This is a genomic window from Shewanella sp. FJAT-52076 (assembly GCF_019457455.1).
GTDB classification, from domain to species: Bacteria; Pseudomonadota; Gammaproteobacteria; order Enterobacterales; family Shewanellaceae; genus Shewanella; species Shewanella zhangzhouensis.
In genome coordinates, this window is sequence record NZ_CP080415.1 from 1,486,101 (window position 1) to 1,510,459 (window position 24,359).

At 51.9% G+C, this 24,359-nt stretch carries 23 protein-coding genes; 19 read left to right on the top strand and 4 right to left on the bottom strand.

Annotated elements, in window-relative coordinates; genetic code table 11:
• Positions 1 to 26 precede the first annotated feature (26 nt).
• From K0H79_RS06415 to K0H79_RS06455, 9 genes are all read left to right on the top strand, one after another.
• Positions 27 to 1,235: a porin gene (locus K0H79_RS06415; protein WP_220077701.1), complete on the top strand. Its 1,209-nt coding sequence runs from the start codon at positions 27 to 29 to the stop codon at positions 1,233 to 1,235.
• A 353-nt stretch (positions 1,236 to 1,588) separates the two neighbouring features.
• On the top strand, positions 1,589 to 4,312 hold the full coding sequence (locus K0H79_RS06420; RefSeq protein ID WP_220077702.1) for a TonB-dependent receptor: 2,724 nt from the start codon (positions 1,589 to 1,591) through the stop codon (positions 4,310 to 4,312).
• Positions 4,313 to 4,381: 69 nt separating this feature from the next.
• Complete coding sequence (locus K0H79_RS06425) at positions 4,382 to 6,163, top strand: tetratricopeptide repeat protein (protein ID WP_220077703.1); 1,782 nt, start codon at positions 4,382 to 4,384, stop codon at positions 6,161 to 6,163.
• 265 nt (positions 6,164 to 6,428) lie between these two features.
• A complete protein-coding gene (locus K0H79_RS06430) occupies positions 6,429 to 7,211 on the top strand; it encodes a DUF3450 domain-containing protein (RefSeq protein ID WP_220067285.1) in 783 nt (260 codons plus the stop codon).
• A complete protein-coding gene (locus K0H79_RS06435) occupies positions 7,211 to 8,566 on the top strand; it encodes a MotA/TolQ/ExbB proton channel family protein (RefSeq protein WP_220067286.1) in 1,356 nt (451 codons plus the stop codon). The genes K0H79_RS06430 and K0H79_RS06435 overlap by 1 nt, the downstream gene beginning before the upstream one ends.
• On the top strand, positions 8,566 to 9,093 hold the full coding sequence (locus K0H79_RS06440) for a MotA/TolQ/ExbB proton channel family protein (RefSeq protein WP_011759372.1): 528 nt from the start codon (positions 8,566 to 8,568) through the stop codon (positions 9,091 to 9,093). The genes K0H79_RS06435 and K0H79_RS06440 overlap by 1 nt, the downstream gene beginning before the upstream one ends.
• Before the next feature lie 13 nt (positions 9,094 to 9,106).
• Entirely contained in the window at positions 9,107 to 9,511 is a 405-nt protein-coding gene (locus K0H79_RS06445) for a biopolymer transporter ExbD (protein WP_011759373.1), read from the top strand.
• Positions 9,512 to 9,513: 2 nt separating this feature from the next.
• Positions 9,514 to 10,134 (top strand): energy transducer TonB, encoded by a 621-nt coding sequence (locus K0H79_RS06450; RefSeq protein WP_011759374.1) that lies wholly within the window; start codon positions 9,514 to 9,516, stop codon positions 10,132 to 10,134.
• Between the two features lie 2 nt (positions 10,135 to 10,136).
• A complete protein-coding gene (locus tag K0H79_RS06455; RefSeq protein WP_220077704.1) occupies positions 10,137 to 11,387 on the top strand; it encodes a tetratricopeptide repeat protein in 1,251 nt (416 codons plus the stop codon).
• Positions 11,388 to 11,430: 43 nt separating this feature from the next.
• On the opposite strand, the gene K0H79_RS06460 is transcribed toward K0H79_RS06455, so the two are convergent.
• Entirely contained in the window at positions 11,431 to 11,940 is a 510-nt protein-coding gene (locus K0H79_RS06460) for a deoxycytidylate deaminase (protein WP_220067288.1), read from the bottom strand.
• A 78-nt stretch (positions 11,941 to 12,018) separates the two neighbouring features.
• Here K0H79_RS06460 and K0H79_RS06465 point away from each other — a divergent pair, with 78 nt between their 5' ends.
• The 10 genes from K0H79_RS06465 (at position 12,019) to K0H79_RS06510 (ending at position 22,502) form a co-directional block, all read left to right on the top strand.
• The gene (locus K0H79_RS06465) at positions 12,019 to 13,848 is read left to right on the top strand and encodes a DUF885 family protein (RefSeq protein ID WP_220077705.1); all 1,830 of its coding nucleotides are present in this window, start codon (positions 12,019 to 12,021) and stop codon (positions 13,846 to 13,848) included.
• Between the two features lie 125 nt (positions 13,849 to 13,973).
• A complete protein-coding gene (locus tag K0H79_RS06470; protein WP_011759378.1) occupies positions 13,974 to 14,252 on the top strand; it encodes a peptidylprolyl isomerase in 279 nt (92 codons plus the stop codon).
• Positions 14,253 to 14,382: 130 nt separating this feature from the next.
• Positions 14,383 to 14,925, top strand: coding sequence for a GNAT family N-acetyltransferase (locus K0H79_RS06475; protein WP_220077706.1), 543 nt, complete (start codon positions 14,383 to 14,385; stop codon positions 14,923 to 14,925).
• 69 nt (positions 14,926 to 14,994) lie between these two features.
• Complete coding sequence (locus tag K0H79_RS06480; protein ID WP_220077707.1) at positions 14,995 to 15,225, top strand: RNA-binding S4 domain-containing protein; 231 nt, start codon at positions 14,995 to 14,997, stop codon at positions 15,223 to 15,225.
• A gap of 11 nt (positions 15,226 to 15,236) precedes the next feature.
• Positions 15,237 to 15,638, top strand: a complete 402-nt coding sequence (locus tag K0H79_RS06485) for a ribonuclease E inhibitor RraB (RefSeq protein WP_220077708.1) — start codon at positions 15,237 to 15,239, stop codon at positions 15,636 to 15,638.
• 252 nt (positions 15,639 to 15,890) lie between these two features.
• Entirely contained in the window at positions 15,891 to 16,661 is a 771-nt protein-coding gene (locus K0H79_RS06490; protein WP_220067292.1) for a TSUP family transporter, read from the top strand.
• Positions 16,662 to 16,760: 99 nt separating this feature from the next.
• The gene (locus K0H79_RS06495; RefSeq protein ID WP_220077709.1) at positions 16,761 to 17,906 is read left to right on the top strand and encodes an exonuclease SbcCD subunit D; all 1,146 of its coding nucleotides are present in this window, start codon (positions 16,761 to 16,763) and stop codon (positions 17,904 to 17,906) included.
• Positions 17,903 to 20,965 carry an AAA family ATPase gene (locus K0H79_RS06500; RefSeq protein ID WP_220077710.1) on the top strand — a complete coding sequence of 1,021 codons (3,063 nt, stop codon included), beginning with the start codon at positions 17,903 to 17,905 and terminating at the stop codon, positions 20,963 to 20,965. Before K0H79_RS06495 ends, K0H79_RS06500 begins: the two co-directional genes overlap by 4 nt.
• 50 nt (positions 20,966 to 21,015) lie before the next feature.
• Positions 21,016 to 21,198, top strand: coding sequence for a hypothetical protein (locus K0H79_RS06505; RefSeq protein WP_220067295.1), 183 nt, complete (start codon positions 21,016 to 21,018; stop codon positions 21,196 to 21,198).
• 44 nt (positions 21,199 to 21,242) lie between these two features.
• Positions 21,243 to 22,502, top strand: coding sequence for a peptidoglycan DD-metalloendopeptidase family protein (locus K0H79_RS06510; protein WP_220077711.1), 1,260 nt, complete (start codon positions 21,243 to 21,245; stop codon positions 22,500 to 22,502).
• A 108-nt stretch (positions 22,503 to 22,610) separates the two neighbouring features.
• Here K0H79_RS06510 and K0H79_RS06515 read toward each other — a convergent pair whose 3' ends face one another.
• The 3 genes from K0H79_RS06515 to K0H79_RS06525 form a co-directional block, all read right to left on the bottom strand.
• Complete coding sequence (locus tag K0H79_RS06515) at positions 22,611 to 23,039, bottom strand: hypothetical protein (protein WP_220077712.1); 429 nt, start codon at positions 23,037 to 23,039, stop codon at positions 22,611 to 22,613.
• A 346-nt stretch (positions 23,040 to 23,385) separates the two neighbouring features.
• Complete coding sequence (locus K0H79_RS06520) at positions 23,386 to 23,883, bottom strand: M48 family metallopeptidase (protein ID WP_220077713.1); 498 nt, start codon at positions 23,881 to 23,883, stop codon at positions 23,386 to 23,388.
• Complete coding sequence (locus tag K0H79_RS06525) at positions 23,880 to 24,317, bottom strand: DUF3010 family protein (RefSeq protein WP_220067299.1); 438 nt, start codon at positions 24,315 to 24,317, stop codon at positions 23,880 to 23,882. The genes K0H79_RS06520 and K0H79_RS06525 overlap by 4 nt, the downstream gene beginning before the upstream one ends.
• Positions 24,318 to 24,359 lie beyond the last annotated feature (42 nt).

Sequence of the window (24,359 nt, forward strand, 5' to 3'; positions counted from 1 at the left end):
GATCTCCATAAAGAAGGTTAGGCACCATGAACAAGACTCTCATCGCCGGCGCTATATTGGCCTCGCTGGTGGCTCCCACCGTTTCTGCCATCGAAATATACAAAGACGATAAAAACGCCGTCTCTATCGGTGGTTTTATCGACGCCCGCGCAATCCATACCCAGGACACCACAGAAGTGGTAAACGGTGCCTCACGTATTAATTTTGGCTTTGAGCGTGTCCTCAGCCACGACTGGAAGGCCTTTGCCCTGCTCGAATGGGGGATCAATCCCTTTGGCAGCAGTGAAATCGTGTATAACAACAAGTTTGAAACCGTACAGGATGAGTTCTTTTACAACCGTCTTGGCTATGCCGGACTGAGCCACGACACCTGGGGTACCCTCACCATAGGTAAGCAGTGGGGCGCTTGGTATGACGTGGTATATGGCACCAACTATGGCTTTGTATGGGACGGAAACGCCGCAGGTGTTTACACCTATAACAAGGATGATGGCGCCGTAAACGGTACCGGCCGTGGTGATAAGGTCATTCAATATCGTAACAGCGTGGGTGATTTCAGCTATGCCGTTCAGGCTCAGCTAAAAAACAGCACCTTCTTTACCTGTGACTTTGACGACATTACTCAGGCTGATTGCGAAGCTTTGTGGCAGCAGGGTAAACGCGAAGCTCAGCAGGTTGAATATAACTACACCTACGGCGGTGCTGTTACCTGGAAGGCTACTGACAAACTGGCTCTGTCGGTTGGCGTTAACCGCGGTGAATTTGATGTTACCTACGGTAATGGCGAACAAATCACCGCTGTGGATCTTATCTATGGTGTGGGCGCGACCTGGGGTGACTTCGAAGCAGACGGTTTTTATGCCTCGGTTAACTATAACTACAACGAAAACCACGATACAGACAACATCGGCCGCCTGATTAAAGAAGCCTATGGTATTGAGTCACTGTTCTCATACAAATTTGATAATGGTTTCCGTGCATTTGTTTCTTATAACTTACTGGATGCCGGCAGTGATTACGTTATCCAGCCAAACTTCAATGCCGATCCCAACGACGTATTTAAACGTCAATTCGTGGTAGCAGGCTTACATTATGTTTGGGATAAAGACACAGTGCTTTATGTTGAAGGACGTAAAGATTTCAGTGATTTCAGCAGTGCCGATGTCGAACAGGAAGCCAGAATGGCACTTTCGGAAGATGATGGTATTGCAATCGGTATTCGTTACACATTGTAATAAAAGCGTTACTGAAAGAACCCGGTTAATCCGGGTTTTTTTATGCCTGATTAAACACATAACCAATAGTTTGTTACTGACTTATCGACGTTTATTCCTTGCCAGTTTCGTCCGAGAAAGCTGTCCATGCTGGATTTACTTCGCTGACCGACATGAAATCACACCTGCATGTGTGTTGATTATTTGAGCGCTCACATCGAACAATTTGTATTTACCCTGTTTTTGGATGTTGAAAAAATGTTTTTTATGTGTTTCCATCCACAGTTGAAAGTGACAAGGCGTTTACTTGTGTAACGCCTGCAACACAAGCCCACAGGGCAAATTATAAAAACTGAAATCCAGGGAGATAGACGATGCTTAAGAACAGCATGCTGGCAAAATCTGTGCGTTTTGCCTTAGTAGCAGGTGCGACGACTGCAGCGTTTACCGCGCCAACTGTATATGCAGCTGACGAGGGCGAAAAAGTCGAGCGTATCGAAGTAACTGGCTCTCGTATCAAGCGTACTGACCTTGAAACTGCCAGTCCAATCACCATGTTTTCTGCTGAAGACATCGCGAACTCAGGTGTAGCTACCCTCGAAGACTTCGTACAAAACATTCCTGCCATCAACGGTGGCGCCGAAGGTTCTTCTGTAAACAACGGTAGCCGCGGTTTTGCGACTGCTTCTCTGCGCGGTCTGGGTTCAGGCCGTACTCTGGTTCTGATCAACGGTCGTCGTTTCGCTTCCGGCGATTTGAACTCTATTCCTACTGCTTATGTTGAGCGTATCGAAGTTCTGCGTGACGGTGCTTCTACCGTTTACGGTTCTGACGCTATCGCCGGTGTAATCAACTTCATCACCAAAAAAGACTTTGAAGGTATTGAGTTCGGTGCTCAGTACGATATCGCCAGTGAAGGCGACGGTGAGAAGACTCTGCTGTCTGTGACCACTGGTACCTCCAGTGATCGCGGCAACGTGGTTATGTCTCTGCAATACACCAAGCGTGAAGCGATTTGGCAGGGCGATCGTGATTTCTCTGCTTGCCCACTGTTCGAACGTAACGGTGAGAAAGTTTGCGGTGGTTCAGGTACCATCCCTTACGGTCAGTTCTTCTACACTGGCGCAAACAGCCCAGCTGGCGGTCACGTAATTGACCCATCAACCGGTGCAATCCGTAAGTTTGACCAAGCGGTTGATGGCTACAACTACTCTGTTGCCAGCTACATGGTTACCCCTCAGGAAGTGTTCAGCATCAACGGTGCTGGCCGTTACGAAATCAGCGATACCCTGACCGGTTTCGTTGAAGGTGGTTTCACCAACCGTCAGTCCGACCAGCTGATGGCTCCGGAAGGTACCTTCTGGGGACCAACCATGACAGCCTCAAACCCATACAACCCAACCGGCGAAGACCTGATTGTGGTTCGTCGTTTGTCTGAGACCGGCGGTCGTGGTTTTACTCAGGACTTCTCTGACTACCGTATGGTGTTTGGTCTGGAAGGTTCTCTGGGCGATTACTACTGGGATCTGTCATACAACTTCGCCCGTTACGTTGACTCACGCCTGGATTTGGGCCGTGTAAACCCAACCCGCGCCGAAACCCTGCTTGACCCAGACCTGTGTGCAGAAGATTCAGATTGCCCAGGTATTTGGAACCCTCTGGCCGAAGGTACACTGACTCCAGAAATGCTGGCTTACGCTTTCGTACCTAACTCACCGATCGTTCGCGGTGAGACCCGTCAGCTGCAGGGTAACATCTCCGGTAGCCTGTTCGGTCTGGAGCTGCCAGGTGGTGAAGTCATGTTCGCTGCCGGTTTTGAAAAGCGTTGGGACGAATACCAGAGCGTACCTGATGGTGCCGCTTCTATCGGCCAGATCTACTCTGTAGCCGGTGAGCCAACTTCCGGTGACTACTCTGTAAACGAAGCTTACGCCGAATTCGATATGCCAGTCCTCGAAGGCCTGCCATTTGCCGAGTCTGTACGTTTGACTGCTGCCGTACGTTACTCTGACTTCGACTTCCTGGATGATGGCTCTACCAACACCAAGTTCGGTCTGGAGTGGGTTCCATTCGACGGTCTGATGCTGCGTTCTACTCTGGCTGACGGTTTCCGCGCACCAAGCGTAAGTGAACTGTATGCTCCTCAGTCTGAAACCAACCTGGCCTATGCTGAACCTTGTAAGAACTACGCTACTGGTTCTCAGAATGCGACCGTTAAAGCCAACTGTGCTGCCGAAGGTCTGCCAGGAAACTTCGAACTGTCTTCTAACCAGTCTTCTACTGTAGTGGGTGGTAACCCAGATCTGCAGCCTGAAGAGTCTGAAAGCTTCACTGCTGGTTTCGTATACAGCCACGATATCGGTTTCAGCGCCAGTGTTGATTACTTCAACATTGAAATCACCAACGGTATTGGTACTGCCGGTACTGACAACGTGGTTAGCGCTTGCTGGAACTCAGCTAACTTCTCAAGCCCACTGTGTGACCTGATCAAAGGCCCAAGCTTGACTGGTGATGCGCCACACCCAACCTCTCCATACCGTACCGCGCTCGGTCCAGTTGCAGGTATCCTGCTGACCAACGCCAACCTGTCTACCTTCGAGACTTCAGGTTATGACTTTGACCTGTCTTACAAGACTGACATCGGTGAAGGCCAGTTCTCTGCACTGCTGAACGGTACTTACCTGGAGCAGTATGACTACCTGCCATACGAGGGTGCTGACATCGTTTCTGCCGCCGGTAAAGTGGCTGCCGACCAGTGGGAAACTACCCTGGCTGTGTTCCCAAGACTGCGTGCCAACCTGTCTTTGAACTACACCATGGATAACTGGTCTGTAAGCTGGCAGACCCGCTACCAGTCAGAAGGTGAAGACTACTTCGCCAGCGAAGACAACCTGGACAACATTGCTGATTCTATCTGGTATCACGATGTACAGGGCACTTACTTCGCCATGGACAACCTGTCTCTGACAGTGGGTGTGCGTAACCTGTTCGACGAAGATGCTCCATACATCTCCAACAACCAGGATATGAACACCATCCCAGTGTCTTACGACACTGCCGGTCAGTACTGGTACGCTCGCGTAAATGTTAAGTTCTAATTGAACTGATATTTATCGTAGCAACAAGCCAGCCTCCGGGCTGGCTTTTTATTTACAGGTGTAATGGTGATGAATACGCAACAGGTGTTTATCTCTGGAGTGCAACTCTTTCAGGCAGGAAATTTCGCTGGGGCTAGCCAGTGTTTTTCGACGGTCGTGCAGCAGACTCCGCACCATTTGGATGCGCACTTCCTATTGGCGCAGTGCCGCCGAAAGCTGAGCGACCTGGAGGGGGCCGAAAAAATACTTCGCTGGTTACTGTCAGTCAGAAGAAATCCCGAGTATCTGATAACGTTGGCGAATATCAACATTGCAAAACAGGCGTGGACTGACGCAGAAACACAACTGCGCGATGCGATTAAGCTACAGCCTTCATTCGATGCCTGGGTGAATCTCGGCAGGCTTTACTTTATGTTGGAAGATTGGCCACAAGCAAAAGTTGCTTTGCAGCAATCCCTTATTCTCCGCCCGAATGATGTGAGCTCGCTTATTTCGCTGATAGAATGCTACAGAAGATTGGGGGAGGTTGAACAAGCCACTTCCGAGCTTAAGCGTCTGGCTCAAAAAACCGATATCAATCCTAATCAACTCTATAAAATCGCTTTTTTGCTGCATTCCCTGAATCACAATCAACAGGCCTTCGATCTGCTGCGATTCCGAATTCCGGTTGCGGGCTTTAATGACGGTTTGATGGGACTGCTGTTCAAGATTGTGTTGCAACACGAAAACATCGACGGCGCTAAGGAGTTTATCTCCGGCATGTTGAGCGTCCCATCTATCAAGCGAAGAGCCCTTGATTTGCTGTTTCGACTTGAATGGGAAAGCGGGCAGGATTCTGCCTTTATCCATTATGAATCAGCACTTAAAAGTACTCCTTCAGCAGATGTTCTTGAAGACTATCTAAGAAAGCTGATTAAATGTGGCCGCTTCGAGTTTGCCTATCAACAACTAACCGAGTTAAATCAAGGGCAATTCAAGAGTCCAGCCCTTCAATTTCTTAAAGCGTTTATTGTCTGCGAGTTAGGGTATTTTAATGAAGCCCTGACCGAGATTAATGAGCTCATCGCACAGCAACCCGAAGATGGACAATTCATTGAACAGAAGGTTAAGACACTGCTGTCGATGAAAAGGACTGATGAGGCGTTTGCCCTGATGCAAGCCCGTTTGAAACTACCGGATGTTAAGCAGGGGACGTATGCGCTCTATGCCAGCGTATTAAAATTGAGTGGTAGGGAACAGGAATATAGACGATTGTACGATTTCGATAAGCATATCAACTGTATTCAGATTGATCTGGCATCGAACGACCTCCATGAACGGCTCAAGCAAAAACTGACTGAAATGCATAGTGCCAATCGGGAACCCTTTGAACAATCACTGCGTGGAGGAAGTCAGACCACTGGCCATTTGTTCGAAAGCTATGACCCTGATGTTCAAGATCTGAAAGAAAGGCTGATGGGGCAGTTGGCCGGGCTGTTCTCCCGTGTAGATTTCAGTTCATCTGCTCCGTTGAGTTCGTTAAAAATGGATGAATTCACTATCACAGATTCCTGGTCAGTCCTGCTCAACGACACGCACTTTCATGCTAATCATTTTCATAATGCCGGCGATCTCAGTGCGTGCCTGTATTTGGATGTATCCGGGGTGAACAGCCAACCGGGCGAAGGGTGGATAAAATTTGGGGAGGCGGGACTGGGAGATTGGGTGCAGGATAGCCCCGACTACTGTGTTAAGCCAGACACCGGGCTTTTGGTAGTATTTCCCTCTTATATGTGGCACGGAACTACCCCGTTCCAGAGTGACAAACAGCGGATGACAATCGCTTTTGATCTGCGCTTTTCAAGAGACTGAATCAGATGTTGGCTGGTCATCGGGTTTAGCATTCCAGTTGCCTACAAACCCAGTCCACAGCCCATTCTCCCATGTTGACACAGGTCAACATTTTGTGAAATGATGCGAGCGGGTCTATGCCCTGCGGGGCATAGGAAAGGGAAGAAAACTCTAACAATCACAAGAGAAAGACCAACTTATGTGTGACAAACGGGCGTTTGACACCTCAAACTGCCTAAGTTACCTGTAAGTTAAACCTTTATTCACTTCAAATTGGTTGGGAACTATGTCCAAGGTAAGCAATAGAACCAAAATCGCTACTGCACTCGTTGGCGCGTTGGCTCTGGCCGGCAGCAACCTGGTGGTTGCAGACCCTCTGAAAGAGGTTCAAAACGCCGACGCCCAGATCCACGCCGATGCTGCTGCATCTCAGAAGAAAGTAGACAGCTACTTTGATCAAGCTCAGGACATGCTGTTTGAATACGGCTCTGTCGCTGATGAGCGTGAGGCTCTGAAAGCCTACAATGACTATCTGGCGTCTCTGGTTGCAGACCAGGAAAAGACCATGAAGTCTATTCAAGATGACATCAACGGTGTTGATAAACTGCGTCAGGGCGTAGTGCCTTTGATGTTTAAGATGGTCGAGTCACTGGAGCAGTTTGTTGCTCTGGACCTGCCATTCAACACTGAAGCTCGTAAAGAGCGTGTTGAAAATCTGAAAAATCTGCTCAGCACTGCTGAAGTTACCTTGGCCGAAAAATATCGTCTGATCCTTGATGCATACAGCATCGAGCGTGAGTACGGTACTTTCGTTGCAGTTACTACTGGTAAGCTGAACCTGGATGGTAAGGAAGTTCTGGTTGACTTCTTCAACCTGGGTCGTGTTGCTCTGTACGCTCAGAGCTTGGACCAGAAAACCGGTTGGATGTACAACTCAGAAACCAAAGGTTGGGACAAGCTGGAAGACAGCCACCTGCGTGAGCTGACCAAAGGCATCCGTATCGCCCGTAAACAAGGCGCTCTTGACCTATTTGCGTTACCAATCCCAGCTGCGGAGACTGCAAAATAATGAAGAAGTTAATTTCTACCGCCGTTGTTGCGGCCAGTCTGTCACTCACTGCCGGTATGGTTAGTGCTGCTGACGCGCCAAAGACTATTGATCAACTGCTTCAGCAAGTTAAAACTGAGCGTGCCGCTGAAGGTAAAGTAAATGCCAAGCGCGAAGCTGAGTTCAAAGCTGAGCGTGGCGACAAAGCTTCTCTGCTGCAGCGTGAAAAGTCTGCTCTGGCTGCCGAAAAGCAGCGTGGCCAAGACCTGAACCAAGCTTTCATCGACAACGAGCGTAAAATTGCTCAGCTCGAAGAAGACCTGAAAACCGCTCAGGGTGACCTGGGTGAAATGTTCGGTGTGGTTAAAGGTGAAGCCGGTGACTTCGCTGGTAAGCTGGTAGGCTCTAACGTATCTGCTCAGTACCCTAAGCGTGACGTGTTCATCGCTGATCTGGGTTCTCGCAAGCAGCTGCCAAAAATTGAAGAACTGGAAAAGTTCTGGCAAGAACAGCTGTTCGAAATGGCTGAGTCTGGCAAAGTGGTTAAGTTTGAAGCTGCTGTAACCGACATCGACGGTAACGTAGTTAACACCACTGTGCACCGTATCGGTTCTTTCAACCTGACTGCCGATGGCAAGTATGTGGTTTACAACCCAGAACTGGGTCTGATCCAACAGCTGTCTGCTCAGCCTGAAGGTTACCAGGTTGCGCCAATCGCTAAGTGGGAAGCCACTACCAGCGGTGCTGCCAAACTGTACATCGACCCTGCTCGCGGTACTCTGCTGAACATCTTCACCCAGAAAGCCTCTTTCCAAGATCGTATCGAAGCCGGTGGCGTGATTGGTTACATCATCATCGGTCTGCTGGCCCTGGGTCTGCTGATTGGTCTTGAGCGTCTGCTGACTCTGTTCGTGATTGGTTCTAAAGTTAAGTCTCAGGCCAAGAACGTAGCTAACCCAGGCAACAACGCGCTGGGCCGTATCCTGAAAGTGTATCAGGATAACAAAGATGCCGACGTTGAAACTCTGGAACTGAAACTGGATGAAGCCATCCTGAAAGAAACTCCAGCAATCGAGACTCGTATCTCTATCATCAAAGTACTGGCCGCTATCGCTCCTATGATGGGTCTGCTGGGTACCGTAACCGGTATGATTGCAACCTTCCAGAGCATCCAGTTGTTCGGTACTGGCGATCCAAAACTGATGGCCGGCGGTATCTCTATGGCACTGGTAACTACCGTTCAAGGTCTGGTTGCTGCTCTGCCTCTGATGCTGGTTCACGCTATCGTTGTGGCTCGCAGCAAGACCATCGTTCAAACTCTGGAAGAACAGAGTGCAGGTATCATTGCTGAACACGCTGAGAAGAGGGCTAACTAATGATGCTATTCCTGATGGATGTATGGGATTCCGTCAGGGGCTTCATGGCCACCGGAGGCGACGTCCTCTGGCTTGTAGCGGTAGTGTTGTTTCTCATGTGGGTGTTGATGTTGGAGCGCTTTTGGTACCTTAACTGGATAGCACCAAAGCAGCATCTGGCGATCATCGCCTCATGGGAAGCCAGAGAAGAAACCACTTCCTGGTATGCACACCGTATCCGTGAAGCTTGGGTATCCCAAGCGAAGCAAGATATGAACGCACGTATGCTGATGATCAAGACTCTCGTGGCACTTTGTCCCATGATCGGTCTGCTCGGTACCGTAACAGGTATGATCACAGTGTTCGATGTGATGGCAGTACAGGGCACCAGTAACGCTCGTATGATGGCGGCTGGTATTTCTCAGGCCACCATGCCAACGATGGCAGGGATGGTTGCGGCACTGTCCGGGGTATTCTTCAGTACCCGTCTGGATGCCAAGATGAGAATTAGCCTTGAGCGACTGAAAGACAGTCTGCCTCACCACTAAAGAGAGATTTAACATGGCTCGTAAAAAGCATTCCAGCGTAGACGAGGAAGCTCAAATCGACATGACCCCGATGCTCGACATCGTGTTCATCATGCTGATCTTCTTCATCGTAACTACTTCGTTCGTGAAGCCATCTGGTTTGGACTACAACAAGCCTCCGGCAGCACAAGCGACTAAAAAGCCTTCAGCAAACATCTTTATTGGTGTGAGCAAGACTGGCGTCATCATGATGGAAAACCGTCAGGTTGACATCGAGCGTGTGACTGCAAACGTTGAGCGTATGTTGGCAGAAGCACCAGAAGCCTCTGTTCTGATCCAGGCAGACAAAGAAGCCCAACACGGCATCGTTGTTAAAGTTCTGGACCAGGTGAAGGCTGCCGGTATAGACAAGATCGCAGTATCTGCGGGGAACGACTAATTATGTTGAGAGCACTAGTATCTATCATTATTGGTGCTTTGGTGACATTTGGTTTGTTCTGGTTCATGGCTGCCTTGGTGGGGGGCGGTGCTCAACGCGCCGATACCTCCTCCGAAACCCCGGTGATTGAAATCACCATGGACAGGCAGGATGCGAAAGCGCAGAACAAACCAAGGGTGGTCCCAAAGCCACCCCCACCACCAGAGCAACCGCCTAAGCCGGATACAACGCCACCAGACACATCGAGTAATATCGATACTGGCCTGACCTTTAACATGGGTGGGCTTGAGTCAGGCGGTGCCAGCACTGGGCTTAAATTGGGCAACATGATGACACGTGACGGTGATGCAACACCTATCGTGCGGATTGAACCCCAATACCCGATTGCTGCGGCTCGCGACGGTAAGGAAGGTTGGGTACAACTGCGCTTCACCATCAACGAGATTGGTGGTGTGGATGACGTAGAAGTTATCGCTGCAGAACCCAAGCGCGTATTCGATAAAGAAGCGATTCGTGCGCTGAAAAAGTGGAAGTACAAGCCTAAAGTTGTTGATGGCCAAGCCCAGAAGCAACCCGGCATGACTGTACAACTGGACTTTAAACTGGATAAAGGAGGCAAATAAGGATGCGTCAAGTTAAACTTGCCAGCGCTTTGCTGCTGTCCTTGACTGCCGGTGCCCTGGTAATGCCAGTGGCACAGGCCGCCGAAAAATGTCCGATGGAAAAGCGTCAGTCACGAGCGGTTGGCGAGACTGTGGGTAAAAAGGTCCAAAAGTCCTTTGAAGCCTACACCAATGGCCAAGTCGACGAGGCAATCGCCATTTTGCTCGAAGCCAATGCCAAAGGCGACTTCGACAAGGCATATGTTGCTCGTATGTTGGGTAACTTTTATGCCGAGAAAGGCAAAATGGATACTGCCATCAAGTACATGAAACAGGCCGTTGAGGCTGATGTACTGGGTGGTACTGACCATGCGGCTTCCATGAAGTTGTATGCCGATCTGCTCATCCAGGAGAAAAAGTGGAAAGAGGCAATCGCCATTTACTACAAGTGGATGGATTTTGCCTGTAAGACTGATGATCCTGTGGTGTATCGCCGTATCGGTATTGCCTACAGCGAACTGAAGCAGTGGGATAAGGTATTGGAAGTGGCAGACCAAGGTTTGTCGCACGCCAAGGAGCCGGACAAAAACCTGTACCAGATGAAGCTAACTGCTTACTTCGAGAAGAAGCAGTACAAGAGCGCTGTCAAGGTACTGGAAACCATGGTTCCCTTGTTCCAGGACGACAAACGCTTGTGGATCCAGTTGGCGCAGTTCTACCTGCTGACCGAAGACTTCCCGCGCTCATTGCAAACTTATGACCTGAGTTATCGCAATGGCTTCCTGAAGGAAGATGCAGGCAGTTTGGTTCGATACTCTCAGCTGTTGGCGAGTCAGGGCTCACCTTATCGCGCTGCCACCATCATGGAAAAATTCATGAAGGCAGGTGTTATTGAGTCCAACGCCAAGCACTATGAGCAGCTCGCCGGCTTCTTCCAGAACTCCAAAGAGATCGAAAAAGCGGCTGAATACTACGGTAAAGCGGCAGAAGAAAAGAAAGACGGCAAGCTGTTCCTCAAGCAGGGACGTATGTTGGCACTGGCTGAGAAATATTCTGCAGCCGTTCCAGCTCTGGAGAAATCTCTGGATGCCGGTATTCCCAATCCTGGCGAAGCGCACTTCGAGCTGGCGTTGATTCATCTGCAACTGAAGCAGTACAAGTCTGCTTACTCACGGGCTAAGCTGGCCGCTCAGGACAAGAAAACTGAGCGTAGTGCCAAGAGCTACATCTCTTATATTCAAGAGAAAGCACGTATCAACAACGTGACGCTCTAACACTTGTATGTAATTGAAAAAGCCACCTTAGGGTGGCTTTTTTTTATTGCAGGTTTCCCACGACACTGTGTTTGTCTCTTTCCAGCGCCAAGGTTTGGGCCATAGCTTCTGTGTTGATAAATAGCTTTTCTATGCGTTTGTCCCTGTTAGGCGCACAGAGACAGGCGGCAAGCTTGTAGTTCATCTGGATACTCGGGTCTTTATCGAACCCTTTAATAAAGCCCTTGATGTTTTCTTCAATGCGGTTTGCCACGACAGCCGTGCCATCAATATCGATGTTAAAGAGCCCAAGGGCAAAACATTCATTACTCATACGGGCAATCAAATCGCTGGAACGGAGTAAAGCCTTCTCCAACTCTTTACTGAACAGCTCCATCAGACCTGGGTGTTTTCTTGTTTCACGAATGTGGGGGTATAGATACAATAGGGCCAGACTTTGATTGTCGCGGATATGTCTGTGCCATTCCCGGTTAAAGACTTCCATAAAGTAGGTTTGATTGTAGACGCCCGTTTCTGGATCCCTGAATCCGGAATTTCTAAACGAATAAATCATAAGGCGAACTCCTGCGTTAACTTAATTATCAGTATAGAAAACATCGCAGGTTACATCGTCATAGGGAGATGAAAGACTATGCAAAAAACGTTATTGGCAATGGTAGTGGCTTCGGTATTCGTGCTGTCGGGTTGTTCTCAGGAAAATACGGCCGCTTTACCGGGCGCAAACGTTGATGCACAGGGCAGCGCTGCAGTCCCCACTGAGGAAACAGCGCAGAGCCGCTACTTGGTTATGGTAGACCGCTACTTTAAGGATTACCTTAAGCTCGAGCCGATTTATGCCACGTTTTTTGGGGTAAACGATTATAACGCCGAGTTTGGTGGCGATCTGTCTGACGACTACCTCAAAGCCCGCCACGACTTTAATACCCACTATCTGGCACAGGCCAGAAAGATAGACAAGTCGGCGTTACCCGCGGATTTGCAGCTCTCCTATGACTTGTTTGTTTACGACCGCAACATGGCGCTGGTCGATGAAACTTTCCCAGCTCGTTTCCTGCCCATGAATCAGTTTTACAGTACCGTTATCACCATGATCCAGTTGGGTAGCGGTGAGGCTGCGCAGCCGTTTGCGACCAAACAGGATTACCTCAACTGGGAGTCAAGGGTAGACGGCTTTATCGCCTGGCTTGACCGTGCACAGGCGCGCATGAATGAAGGTATGGCCAGCAAGGTAGTTCTGCCACGCATACTGGTAGAGCGGATGATCCCGCAGTTCACTGCCCAGCAGGTTGCCGATGCCCAAGACAGTATTTTTTATGCCCCGGTAAAATCCCTGCCAGAGTCCTTCACTGAGCAGGACAAAGCGGACATTGAAGCGCGTTACCAGGCGATGATTGCCCAGCGCCTGCTGCCGGCATTGGCTAAAATGGAAGGCTTCCTGAAAGACACGTATCTGCCTGCCGCCCGAGCGACAGATGGTTGGTCAGGGCTGCCTAACGGTAAGGCCTGGTATCAACACCTGGCTAACCTGCATACCACCACCGATAAGTCCGTCGATGAAATTCATGAGACTGGCCTTAACGAAGTCGCCCGCATTTTGTCCGGAATGGATAAGGTTCGGCAGCAGGTCGGCTTCGAAGGCGACCTTAAAGCCTTTTTTGCGTCGCTTTCAAGCGAGCCTCAGTACTTCTTTACTGAGCGTCAGGGGTTAATTGACGGCTATATGGCTCTCAAAGACACAATCAATCAGGTGCTGCCTCAGTATTTTAACGTCATGCCAAAGGCTGATTACGTCGTCAAACCCGTTGAGTCCTTCCGGGAGCAATCGGCAGCGGGTGCCTCCTATGAATCGCCGGCGGTGGATGGCAGCCGTCCGGGGGTGTTCTATATCAACACCTATAACCTGAAGGCCCAGCCAAAGTGGGGTATGACCACCCTGTCACTGCACGAGGCGGCCCCAGGCCACCACTTCCAGATTGCCATCAAGCAAGAGCTGACTGGTGTGCCCGAATTCCAGCGCTTCAGTGGTTATACTGCCTTCGAAGAGGGCTGGGCACTGTATGCCGAGTATTTGGGTATCGAGATGGGGCTCTTCAGCGACCCTTACCAATACTTTGGTAAGCTTTCGGATGAGATGCTCCGCGCCATGCGCCTGGTGGTGGATACTGGGTTACACGCCAAGGGCTGGAGCCGCGAGCAGGCCATTCAGTATATGAAAGACAATTCGCCCATGGCCGAATCTGACATCATTGCCGAAGTAGAACGTTATATGGCCATCCCCGGCCAGGCGCTGTCTTATAAGGTCGGTCAGCTTAAGATCCTGGAACTGAGAGCCGATGCTGAAAAGCGCCTGGGTGATAAGTTCAGCCTGCCGGCTTTTCACGATCAGATCCTCACTTCAGGTTCGCTGCCAATGGCAGTGATGGAACAAAAGGTCGACCGTTGGGTTAAAAGCCAGCTGTAAGGAAAATCTCAAGCCCGGCTGTTAATTCGTACGCAAGTCCCTATACTGGAGTTCCTGCCGAGGTTAGCAGGCCATAGGTTGTAAAAAACGCCGGGCTTTGACCCGATAATGACAAGGAGCACTTTATGGTTCGTGCAACCGCCAGACATCTTCTGGTTAGCTCGCAAGAACAATGCGAAGTACTGAAAAAGCTCATCGAAGGTGGCGCGGATTTCGCCGACATCGCCAGAGAGCATTCTGCCTGTCCTTCAGGTAGCCAGGGTGGCGAGTTGGGCTCTTTTGGCCCGGGGATGATGGTGCGGGAATTCGATGAAGTGGTGTTTTCTGCCCCGCTGCATGTGGTGCAGGGGCCGGTAAAAACCCAGTTTGGCTATCACCTGTTGGAAGTGACCAGTCGGGGATGATAGATTAAAAAACGGCTGCCTCGGCAGCCGTTTTCTTTCGCTCTTGGTTTTTGTCGTTCATATTTTGGTTCCGCCATCGTTGCCCGTTGTTTTGGCCCGGCATTTTTGTTCGTAACAGGAAGGATACCCCGTGCATATAGAGCTTTTCACCGACCGCCTGAAACTCAGAACCCTCGTCCCTGACGACAAACCCATTTTTGTGGCCATGCAAACCGATGCTGGCGTAAATCGATTTGTGCGGGTGTGCGAGAGCCTGCCTCAGGTGGAGGCCAAGTTTGAAGCCCGGTTGGTGCCCTGGGAGTTTGATAGCGGCGAGTGGCTCACTCTAGTGATTGAAACCCTTGAGGGCGACTTTGTTGGTTACACCGGATTTCATCAGGACTGTGCGCTGTCGAGGCGTGCCGAAGTAGGCTATATGTTGAGTCCGGCGATGTCCGGTAGGGGTTTTGCCTCCGAGGCTACCCGCGCCGTTATCGATTGGGGCGTTCACCTTTTTAATATTCATAAATTTGTCGCCTGGTGCAGCGAGCAGAACCTTGGCTCACGCGCCGTGCTTGAGCGACTGGGATTTCAGCTCGAGGGTGTGCTGAAAAGCCACAGCCTTATCGGCGATGAATGGCACAACGACTGCGTTTATGGTCTGTTGGCCGATGACCGCGGCGATGTAAATTAACCGCAACTTCACGCTTAGCGCAGCGGTTATGTGTATAATGCAGCGGTTTATAATCAGTGGAGAGCGGCATTGAGCGGTTCAGCATCCAGCCTCACCCTGCATGCGGGTGAAGACTATATCGAGCTTTATAAAGTACTTAAGGTAGAAGGCATGACCGGAGACGGCGCCGAAGCCAAGCGTGTCATTGCCGAAGGCATGGTATTGGTAAACGGTGACGTGGAAACCCGCAAGCGTAAGAAACTGGTTGCCGGTGACTCGGTCACCTTCAATGGCGAAACCGTCCAGATCCTGGCGGGTTAAGGAGACAGATAATGCATTTTCCAGAAGATGATAACGGCCAGATGCTCAAAGCCATGCACGAATCGGGTATCGATTTGACCAAGCCATTGGACGTGGACTTTTTCCTGGTGTTTGACGACAGGCGCGACGCCGAGTCAGCTCTTGAAGATTTGACCGCTCAGGCAACCGAAGGCGAAGTGGAGCTCAATTTCAATGAAGAGCTCGACAAGTGGGAACTGATTGTGTGCATCAATATGCTGCCGGAGTACGATGCCCTGGTGGCTAAAGAAGTCGAACTCAATACCTTTGCCGGCCAGTTTGATGGCCAGAGTGATGGCTGGGGTGTTATGCAGCATCAGGAAGGCGACGATGAGTTTATGGACGACGAAGATGATGACCATGACCATCACTGTGGTCCGGGTTGTAATCACTGATATTCAGTCGTCTCTTATTAAAACCACCGCTTGCGGTGGTTTTTTATTGCGTAAACTGCCTACAGAACACAGTGGTCATTCTGGAGCATGGCTTCCCGGGCTGTTAAGCGGACGTTTGGTTCCAACGTTAATGGCCGATATGAACTTACGCTGTGCCTTTGCCTTTTGCTGATAAAAGGCGTTAAATGCCACAGCCCTGTCTTATCTGATGGGGCGATTTTTACCGCCTTTGATTTAGCGATGGATGTATTCATGGACTTTGCCTTTTCGATTGAGCTTGCCGCGCTGCTCTTCTTCGTGGCCATGTTGGCCGGATTTATTGATGCCATCGCCGGGGGCGGTGGCCTGCTGACCATTCCTGCGCTGATGTGGGCCGGTCTTTCACCTGCTGCGGCGCTGGCAACCAATAAGCTGCAGGCTTGCGGCGGCAGTTTTTTTGCCAGCCTCTATTTTGTGCGTAAAAAAATGGTGGATTTGGCCAGTATCAAGCTCGATATTTTCTGTGCCTTTGTGGGCGCTGCGCTCGGCACCATTGCGGTGCAGTTGATTGATGCGAGCATGCTCAAAACCCTGCTGCCTTTTTTGATGCTCGCCATTGGCGGGTATTTTCTGTTTTCCAAAAAAGTCAGTGAGAATGACAGACACAGGGTGTTAACTCCCACTTTGTTTGCCTTCACAGCAGCGCTTGGGATTGGTTTTTACGACGGTTTCTTTGGTCCGGGAACCGGCAGCTTTTTCGCGCTGGCCTTTGTGAGCCTGGCCGGATTTGGGCTTGCCAAGGCCACGGCCCATGCCAAGGTGCTTAACTTTGCCACCAACATCTCGTCGCTGATTTTCTTTGCACTCGGCGGCAAGGTGGTGTGGATGCTGGGCGGCTTGATGTTGCTTGGTCAGGCCATGGGGGCAACCCTGGGTTCGCGTTTGGTGGTCACTCAGGGAACGGCCATTATCAAACCCCTGGTGGTGCTGATGTCGGTGGTGATGAGTACCAAGCTCCTTGGCGATCAGTTTCAGTGGTGGTGATTGGCTGAGCGCCCGGTGCTGTGGAGGGGGTTTGCGCCTTCACAGCGTCATTGATATCCCCTAGTATGAGTCTCAATTTTAAAGCAAAAAGGCTTTTGCATGAGATTCATCCATACCTCAGACTGGCATCTGGGCCGCACACTGCACAATCAGTCATTACTGGACGAGCAGGCGCAGATGCTGGAGACCCTGCTGACACTCATAGAGACCCACCAGGTGGATGCCCTCGTGATAGCAGGCGATATCTTCGACCGCTCTGTGCCACCGGCAGCCGCAGTGAGTCTTCTGGATGATTTTCTCGACAAGGTGATTCAGCGCCTCAAGGTGAGCGTCATTGCCATTGGCGGTAATCACGATGGCCAGGAGCGATTGGCCTTTGGTGCGCGGCAAATGGCCGGTGCCGGTCTTTATATTCAGGGGCCGGTCAGTGCCAGTATTGATCCCGTCCGCATTGATGGGAAGCAAGGCGCTGCATTTTTCTACCCCATCCCCTACGCGGAGCCCGCGCTCGTTCGTCATTTGCTGGACGATGAGGATATTCACAGCCATCAGGATGCCATGGCGGCCTTGCTGGCAAAGGTTACAGCCCACAAGAGTGACGGGCTGCCCAAGATAGTCATAAGTCACTGCTTTTTGGACGGTGGCAGCGAATCTGATTCAGAGCGCCCCCTGTCAATCGGCGGCGCCGACAAGATTTCACCGGCGCTGTTCACGCCATTTGATTACGCCGCCCTCGGACATCTGCATGGCCCACAATACAAGGGTGCAGAGCATGTGCGCTATAGCGGGTCTCCCTTGAAATACTCCTTCAGCGAGCAGCACCAAAATAAGTCGGTCACCCTGGTGGACATGCTGCCCGGCCAGGCTCCGGATATCCGTTTGCTGCCCATCAAACCCCAGCGCGATGTGCGCATTATCGAAGGCTATCTGGACGCGCTCCTTGCACAAGGGGCAAGCGACCCTGGCCGCGACGATTACCTGATGGTGCGATTGCTCGATACCCATGCCATTTTAGAGCCCATGGCAAAGCTTCGGGCAATCTACCCGAATGTGCTGCACCTTGAACGTACCGGGCTGATGCAAGAACGGGCATTGGAGGGACCAGGCCGCGAGCGCATGCAAAAAAGCGAGCTGACGATGTTTGAAGACTTCTTCACTCAGGTTCAGGGCGAGTCCCTTTCCGGGCCGCAAAAAGCGCTGATGTCCGAATTGATAGCTTCGCTGCACAGGGAGGGCGGTCAATGAAACCTTTAACCCTCAGCATCACCGCCTTTGGTCCCTTCGTGGACACCCAAATCCTGGACTTTCGTGCCCTTGGAGAGTGGCCCTTGTTCCTGATTAACGGGCCGACCGGAGCGGGAAAAACCACGATCCTCGATGCAATTTGTTTTGCACTTTACGGCAAAACCACCGGCAATGAGCGCGAAGGCACTCAGATGCGCTGCGATGCCGCTCCCGATGATGTGCTGACGGAAGTGACCTTTGTGTTCGGTTTGGGTGACAAGGTGTACCGGGTGAAACGGGTACCCGAGCAGCAGCGCGCCAAAAAGAGTGGTGAGGGCTTTACGGTGCAAAAGAGTGACGCCCTCTTGGAGCGTATTGAAGGCAATAGCGCCACTCCCCTCGCGGCCGGCAAAGTTACTGAGGTCACAGCGTACATTGAAGACCTGTTGGGGCTAGAAGTGGAGCAGTTCCGCCAGGTCATGGTGTTGCCCCAGGGGCAGTTTCGAAAACTGCTTCTGGCCGACTCAAAAGAGCGTGAGGCTATTTTTGGCCAGCTGTTTCAAACCGGCATTTACAAGCGTATCGAAGACAGTCTCAAGCAAAAGGCGCTGGAGCTTAAAGCCAGGGCCAAAGAGCTCGAGGCCCGCAGAGCGGGCATTTTGGAAACCGCAGGCGCCGAGAGTGTAGATGCGCTGAATGATGCCATGGCAGCCTTGGCGCCAGATCTTGCCCGTGCCACCGAGGCGAAACAGACTGCCGAGGCAAAGCTTGCCGCCGCCAAAGCACAGCGTGAGGCTGCCGAGGCAAAGCTGCGTGAGTTCAGTGCCCTTAACGAAACCAGGCTGCGGTTGGAGGCGGAAAACGCCAAAGCGGAGTCTATGGCTGCGCTTGGCATGCAGCTTGAGCGTGCCGCACTTGCCGAATCCCTGGCGGGTACCTGGCAAGCGTGGGAAGAGCGTGAAAAAGAGCGCCAGAGTGCTGAAACTGCCACGGCGATGGCCGAAGAGGCCGCGAAACAAGCAGGATTAAGTTTTGCCAATGCAAAGGCCGCCGCCGCCGCTGTGCCTGAATTGGATGCCAGGCGGCATCAGCTGAAAAACGAAGCCGAGCGACTGGCAGAATGGCGCCCGCGGATGCACCGGCTGTCGGTGCTGAACGAGGCTATCACTGGACTCGGGCAGGCGCTTAACGCCATTGACGCCAATCTTGCCCAGGTTCGCGGCCGCCTTGGTGAAACCCAGGAGCGCATGGCAACTCTTACCCAGCAGCGACGCGACTTGTCAGCGCTGTCGAGCACGGCAGGCAGCCTTGAGGCCACTCTGGTGCAGCAGACCCAGGTGTTTGAGCGGCACCAGCACTTGATTGAGAAAGAGCGTCAGGCGCAAAAGCTCGCCACCGAGCTTTCTCGGCTGGAAGCGGATGGACGTCAGGCCAAGGCCAATCAGGATAATCTGACCCGTGCCCGTGAACTGCTGGAACTCGCCTGGCATCAGGGGCAGGCAGCAATGTTGGCGGCAAGACTCTTACCCGGCGCGCCATGCCCTGTGTGTGGCAGTGTTGAGCACCCCAGTCCAGCCCACCATGGGGGGGCACTGCCAAGCGATGATGAACTTGCTGCGGCAAGAGAATCCGAGCAACAGGCAAGGGAAATGCTGAGCCGCGCCCGCTCTGAATACAAAGCGCAGAAGCAGCGTCTCGAGGTTATGCAGCAAGAGCTTGCCAATGACGCCGCCACGCTCGGTGACGCGCTTGCCACCAGTCTTGAGCAAAAGCAGCATACGCTGGGTCAAAGCCGCGAGGCGTGCCATAACGCGAAGGCCGCCCAACAATCGCTGCAGGCGCTGGAGAGAGAGCTTGAGCAGCTCGATAACACGCAAAAGCAGCTACTTGCGGATATCGATGGACTGCAGCGTCAGCGTGAGCAGCAATCCGGAGAGCTTCAAAAAGCCAGCGGCGAGCAAGAAAGCCTCGTCGGTGCCATGCCGGAACTTTGTCAGCGACTTGGCAATGAGCAGGCGTTTGCTGCCCACCTTGCCGTGCTTTCCCAGGACATTGATGCCTTAAGCGGGCAAATGGAGAAGCTGCAAACCCAGCTGAATGACGCTCAAATCCGTCAAACCCAATGCAATGAGCGAAGTCAGGCGCTGCAGCAAACCCTGAGTGAAGCCCACAGCCGTGAAGCGGCAGCGAAGGCGCGCTTTGATACTGAGCTTGGGGCCAAGGGCTTTGATGATGTGGTGAGTTTTAATCAGGCGCGGATGAGCACAGATGACATGGGCGATGCTAAAAACCGTATCGCCGGCTGGCAGCAGCTGTTGGCTGGGCTTAAAGAGCGCCTGGCTGCACAGCAAGAGGCCCTTGGTGATGCATTGCCACCGGATCTGACTGAGCTGGCTGCGCTTGAAGCGGCAGTGCAGGATAGCTTTAACCAATGCAACCAGCAATGGCAGGCGCTTAACGATACCCATGTGATGTATAGCCGCGCCAGGGCGCAGCTTGGCACCGAAGCCGAAGTCGCCGCCAGGCTCGATGCGGAATATGCCGTAGTGGGCACCTTGTCGGATGCCGCCAGTGGCATGACAGGAGCGAGAATAAGCCTGCAGCGGTTTGTGCTGGGTGTACTGCTGGACGATGTGCTCATCGAGGCGAGCGAGCGCCTGCATCGCATGAGCAAAGGCCGTTACCGCTTGCTTCGTCGCGAAGACAAGGCCAAGGGCAACCGGGCGTCCGGTTTGGATTTGGAAGTGGAAGATGCCTACAGCGGCAAGTTGCGCCCCGTGGCAACCCTGAGTGGCGGCGAAAGTTTCATGGCCGCTTTGTCACTGGCGCTAGGCTTATCGGATGTGGTTCAGGCCTATGCGGGCGGTATTAAGCTCGACACCCTCTTTATCGATGAAGGCTTTGGCAGCCTGGATCAGGACTCGCTGGAGCTTGCGGTGCGCACCCTGGTGGACCTGCAATCCTCAGGACGCATGATAGGGGTGATATCCCACGTGACCGAGATGAAAGAGCAAATTCAGACCCGGGTCGACATCCATAAAGACACAGTAGGCAGTCAGATTCGCCTCACGTTAGCGTGAGCAAGGGTGAACAGGGCTTGACCAAGGGTGAATAGGGGCAGGATTTTTCCATGAAAGCAGATGCCAGCTCACATTTTTCAATGCTGGCTTTTGCTAATGTCCGGTTGTTTAAAGCCCATCGCAGGGCGCAGTATCGCCTGAAAAGGCTTGTGTCCTGCGGCTTTTTTGGTATAAAAGAAACCAATCCCTGCAAAATGACAGGGAAATATACCAATAATAACGACTGGCATTAAGGGAAACTTCAGGGTTGCTTAATCAAATATATAATAAAAACAATATGTTTTTTTCGCATATTGCCAGTTTGCCCAGCTTTCACAAACGTCTGTTGCTGGTGGGCGGTTTACTGGTAGGTGTCTCCTTTATGTGGCCCACGGCGCAGCAGCCGGTTGTTGGCCGCATTCCTATTGCGCTCGATATTGAATCTCTACTGCCACAGGTTTCCGAGGCGCCATTGCCATTGGCAGCCAGCGAGTCTGTGGCAGATTTCGATCATTTAATCGTTTCCGGCGACACGCTCAGCGGTTTGTTTTCCCGCGCCGGAGTGGACCAGCAGACCATGTACCGGGTGCTGGAAGCCGATATGAACATTCTGGCGCTGGATACCCTGATGCCGGATAACCGCATCAAATTCTGGCTCGACGATAAGGGTGATTTACAAAAACTCGAACTCTATTTCGGTCCAGCCCGTCAGGTGGTGTTCAGCCGTTTCGAGGATGGCAGTTTTAACGTCGATGAGATTGTGGTTGATGGCCTTTGGCAAAACCGTATCGCCAGCGGTGAAATCCGTGGCTCTTTTTATGTTTCGGCCCAGCGCGTGGGTCTATCTGCCGCCGAAATCACCAAAATCGAATCTTTGCTGAAAGAAAAAATGAATTTTGCCCGTGATTTGCGGGCGGGTGATACCTTTTCTGTACTGGTGAACGACCAGTACGTAGAGGGTCTGGCCACGGGCACCAGCCAAATCCTCGGAATTCAGATAAAAAGTGGCAAACGGGAAATCACCGCTTTCCAGCATACCGACGGCAACTTCTATGATGCCAAGGGACACAATCTTGCCCGGGCGTTTCAACGGGTGCCGCTGGACAAATCATTCCGCATGAGCTCTCGCTTCAACCCTGTGCGTAAGCATCCGGTTACGGGCCGTGTATCGCCCCACAACGGTACCGATTTCGCGACACCGATAGGCACCAGGGTGGTTGCGCCCGGTGACGGCGTGGTGACCATGGTGACCGATCACAAGTTTGCCGGTAAATACATAGTGATTGAACATGGCAACAAGTTCCGTACCCGCTATCTGCACCTATCAAAGTCACTGGTGAGAAAGGGTGACCGTGTCAGCCGTGGTCAGGTTATTGCGCTGTCCGGCAACACAGGGCGCTCCACAGGCCCACACCTGCACTATGAATTCCATGTTAACGGCCGTCCTGTCGACCCCATGAAGGTGCCGCTGCCTACCTCTACCCAGTTGAATTCGGCTGAGCTGTCTGAGTTCATTTCACTGGTGAGAAGCCGCCAGATGTTGATGGACCTCGGCTGAGAAAGCGTTTGACCACCGGAAACGGCAAAATAAAAAAGCGACCAATAGGTCGCTTTTTTAATGCTTTGAAATCGAATTATCACCGCATTCTCTTATGTTCTGAAGGGGTTAACCCACTTTACGCTTGGCAAGCTTAAGGGCACAGGCGCACAGTCCACCGCGTTTGGCGGGGCAGCCACCACAGGGTTTACGCTTAAGGGGCTTGAGGGCGAAAGCCATGCTGCCAACGGCGGGGCGCAGCTTGCGCACCTGTGGTAATTGGTCGTCATTGGCACTGCTTCGTTGGGCTGTTTGAGAGAGGGCCAGACGCTTAAGCTGTTGCGCCACTGTTTTTTTGTCGAATTTAGCTGCTTCAGATGCGGCCTTATTGGTGTCCGGCAATTTACCGTCGGCTGCCAACTGCTGTCTGAGGCGGCGGGCAAAGACCTTTACCTCAGACTTGTTTGCCTTGTCTTTTAAAGCATTTTTGCTCAGACCAAGTGCCTTGCGCGCTACCTTACGGCATAGCTTGTTGAGCTTTTTATCGACCTTGGCCATTAACATGTTCCAGCGAGGTGTTGTGTTGGAATGGATTTTAAATGAAAACTATTCTCAGTCAAGTTGTGTGACCCTGCAATGTGATACTCATCCTGTGAGCTCCTCTCTAGTCGTGCCTGTCGAAATGAGGTGAGATCTCGCAGTAGAAGCATGTCAAAGCGGCGATCTACAAGGATAAAGGAAGGGGACTCGGCATAGGGTTGACTAAAAGCTGTTGCCGGTGTGTTTAATAACAGTGGGCAAGGGCGCGGATGTTCCAGTTTTTTGTAAGTGGGCTAAGCCGTGTGCTGAATGCTTTCGGGAGGGGGCACTGGCGTGCCGTTAAGGCCTGACTCAAAAGAGGGGCTCAGAAGGGGGACTGACCTGCATCTATTGCAGTCAACAGCAGCCGTAAATCGAATTCCAATTGATGGTAGTCGCCTTCCATATGGCAGCACAGCTGATAAAAGGCTTTGTTGTGGTCACGCTCTTTGAGGTGGGCCAATTCGTGTACCACCACCATACGCAGCAAGGGCTCTGGCACTTGCTTGAGCATGGATGCGATGCGAATTTCACGTTTGGCCTTAAGCTTATTACCCTGAACCCGGGAAATGCTGGTATGCAGCCCGAGGGCCTGCTGACGCAAACTGATTTTATCGTCAAAGCACACCTTGGAAAGGGGCTCGCTGCGCTTGAGGAAACGATTTTTCAGCGCCATGGCGTAATCAAACAGCGCCTTGTCGGAGCGGATGTCGTGCTGGGCCTGGTAGCGACGGGCCAGCACAGTGCCCAGGGTGCCAGCCTCGAGCAGGGCGGCCACCTGAGTGCGCACCTGCACGGGGTAATGGGCCAGGTATTGGCTCACAGCTTGCCGTAGATGCGGCCGTTCAGGAAGGCATAGCCTGCTTCAAAGGCTGGCAGCTGGAAGCGCTTGAGCCCAAGCACGTCATAATCAACCTGCGGGGGATTGCGCTTGCACAGCTCGCGGATAACCGTGGGCTTGAGCAGGGTCACAGGTAACTCACCCAGCTGAATAGCGGCTTCCAGTTTAAAGCCGATGGCACTGCCAGCCAGTTTACCTTTTTGTTCACGCTCAACGATGATGATGTGTTCCACCTTGTAGTCGGCCATCAGCTTGGCAAACGCGAAGTGGAATTCACGGATGGCTTCCTGATTATCGGCATCGGTCACCACAAACGAGTGCTTGCGACACTCAGGTACATTGAAGGCTTCTTTATCGTAGCCCACGAGGCTGATAATGGCCTCTGCACCTTTCAGCTCTACGCCACATACTCTCATTTTTTTCCCTTATCTTTTTCTGTCACTTAATTGGTTCGGTGT

Bases quoted from the DNA above. Each gene is read 5' to 3' on its own strand.
- K0H79_RS06470 (WP_011759378.1), top strand. From the start codon at position 13,974: ATGGTTCGTGCAACCGCCAGACATCTTCTGGTTAGCTCGCAAGAACAA.
- K0H79_RS06485 (WP_220077708.1), top strand. From the start codon at position 15,237: ATGCATTTTCCAGAAGATGATAACGGCCAGATGCTCAAAGCCATGCAC.
- K0H79_RS06490 (WP_220067292.1), top strand. From the start codon at position 15,891: ATGGACTTTGCCTTTTCGATTGAGCTTGCCGCGCTGCTCTTCTTCGTG.
- K0H79_RS06500 (WP_220077710.1), top strand. From the start codon at position 17,903: ATGAAACCTTTAACCCTCAGCATCACCGCCTTTGGTCCCTTCGTGGAC.
- K0H79_RS06445 (WP_011759373.1), top strand. From the start codon at position 9,107: ATGGCTCGTAAAAAGCATTCCAGCGTAGACGAGGAAGCTCAAATCGAC.
- K0H79_RS06510 (WP_220077711.1), top strand. From the start codon at position 21,243: ATGTTTTTTTCGCATATTGCCAGTTTGCCCAGCTTTCACAAACGTCTG.
- K0H79_RS06450 (WP_011759374.1), top strand. From the start codon at position 9,514: ATGTTGAGAGCACTAGTATCTATCATTATTGGTGCTTTGGTGACATTT.
- K0H79_RS06495 (WP_220077709.1), top strand. From the start codon at position 16,761: ATGAGATTCATCCATACCTCAGACTGGCATCTGGGCCGCACACTGCAC.
- K0H79_RS06515 (WP_220077712.1), bottom strand. From the start codon at position 23,039: ATGGCCAAGGTCGATAAAAAGCTCAACAAGCTATGCCGTAAGGTAGCG.
- K0H79_RS06465 (WP_220077705.1), top strand. From the start codon at position 12,019: ATGCAAAAAACGTTATTGGCAATGGTAGTGGCTTCGGTATTCGTGCTG.
- K0H79_RS06455 (WP_220077704.1), top strand. From the start codon at position 10,137: ATGCGTCAAGTTAAACTTGCCAGCGCTTTGCTGCTGTCCTTGACTGCC.
- K0H79_RS06425 (WP_220077703.1), top strand. From the start codon at position 4,382: ATGAATACGCAACAGGTGTTTATCTCTGGAGTGCAACTCTTTCAGGCA.
- K0H79_RS06415 (WP_220077701.1), top strand. From the start codon at position 27: ATGAACAAGACTCTCATCGCCGGCGCTATATTGGCCTCGCTGGTGGCT.
- K0H79_RS06460 (WP_220067288.1), bottom strand. From the start codon at position 11,940: ATGATTTATTCGTTTAGAAATTCCGGATTCAGGGATCCAGAAACGGGC.
- K0H79_RS06430 (WP_220067285.1), top strand. From the start codon at position 6,429: ATGTCCAAGGTAAGCAATAGAACCAAAATCGCTACTGCACTCGTTGGC.
- K0H79_RS06505 (WP_220067295.1), top strand. From the start codon at position 21,016: ATGAAAGCAGATGCCAGCTCACATTTTTCAATGCTGGCTTTTGCTAAT.
- K0H79_RS06435 (WP_220067286.1), top strand. From the start codon at position 7,211: ATGAAGAAGTTAATTTCTACCGCCGTTGTTGCGGCCAGTCTGTCACTC.
- K0H79_RS06525 (WP_220067299.1), bottom strand. From the start codon at position 24,317: ATGAGAGTATGTGGCGTAGAGCTGAAAGGTGCAGAGGCCATTATCAGC.
- K0H79_RS06420 (WP_220077702.1), top strand. From the start codon at position 1,589: ATGCTTAAGAACAGCATGCTGGCAAAATCTGTGCGTTTTGCCTTAGTA.
- K0H79_RS06440 (WP_011759372.1), top strand. From the start codon at position 8,566: ATGATGCTATTCCTGATGGATGTATGGGATTCCGTCAGGGGCTTCATG.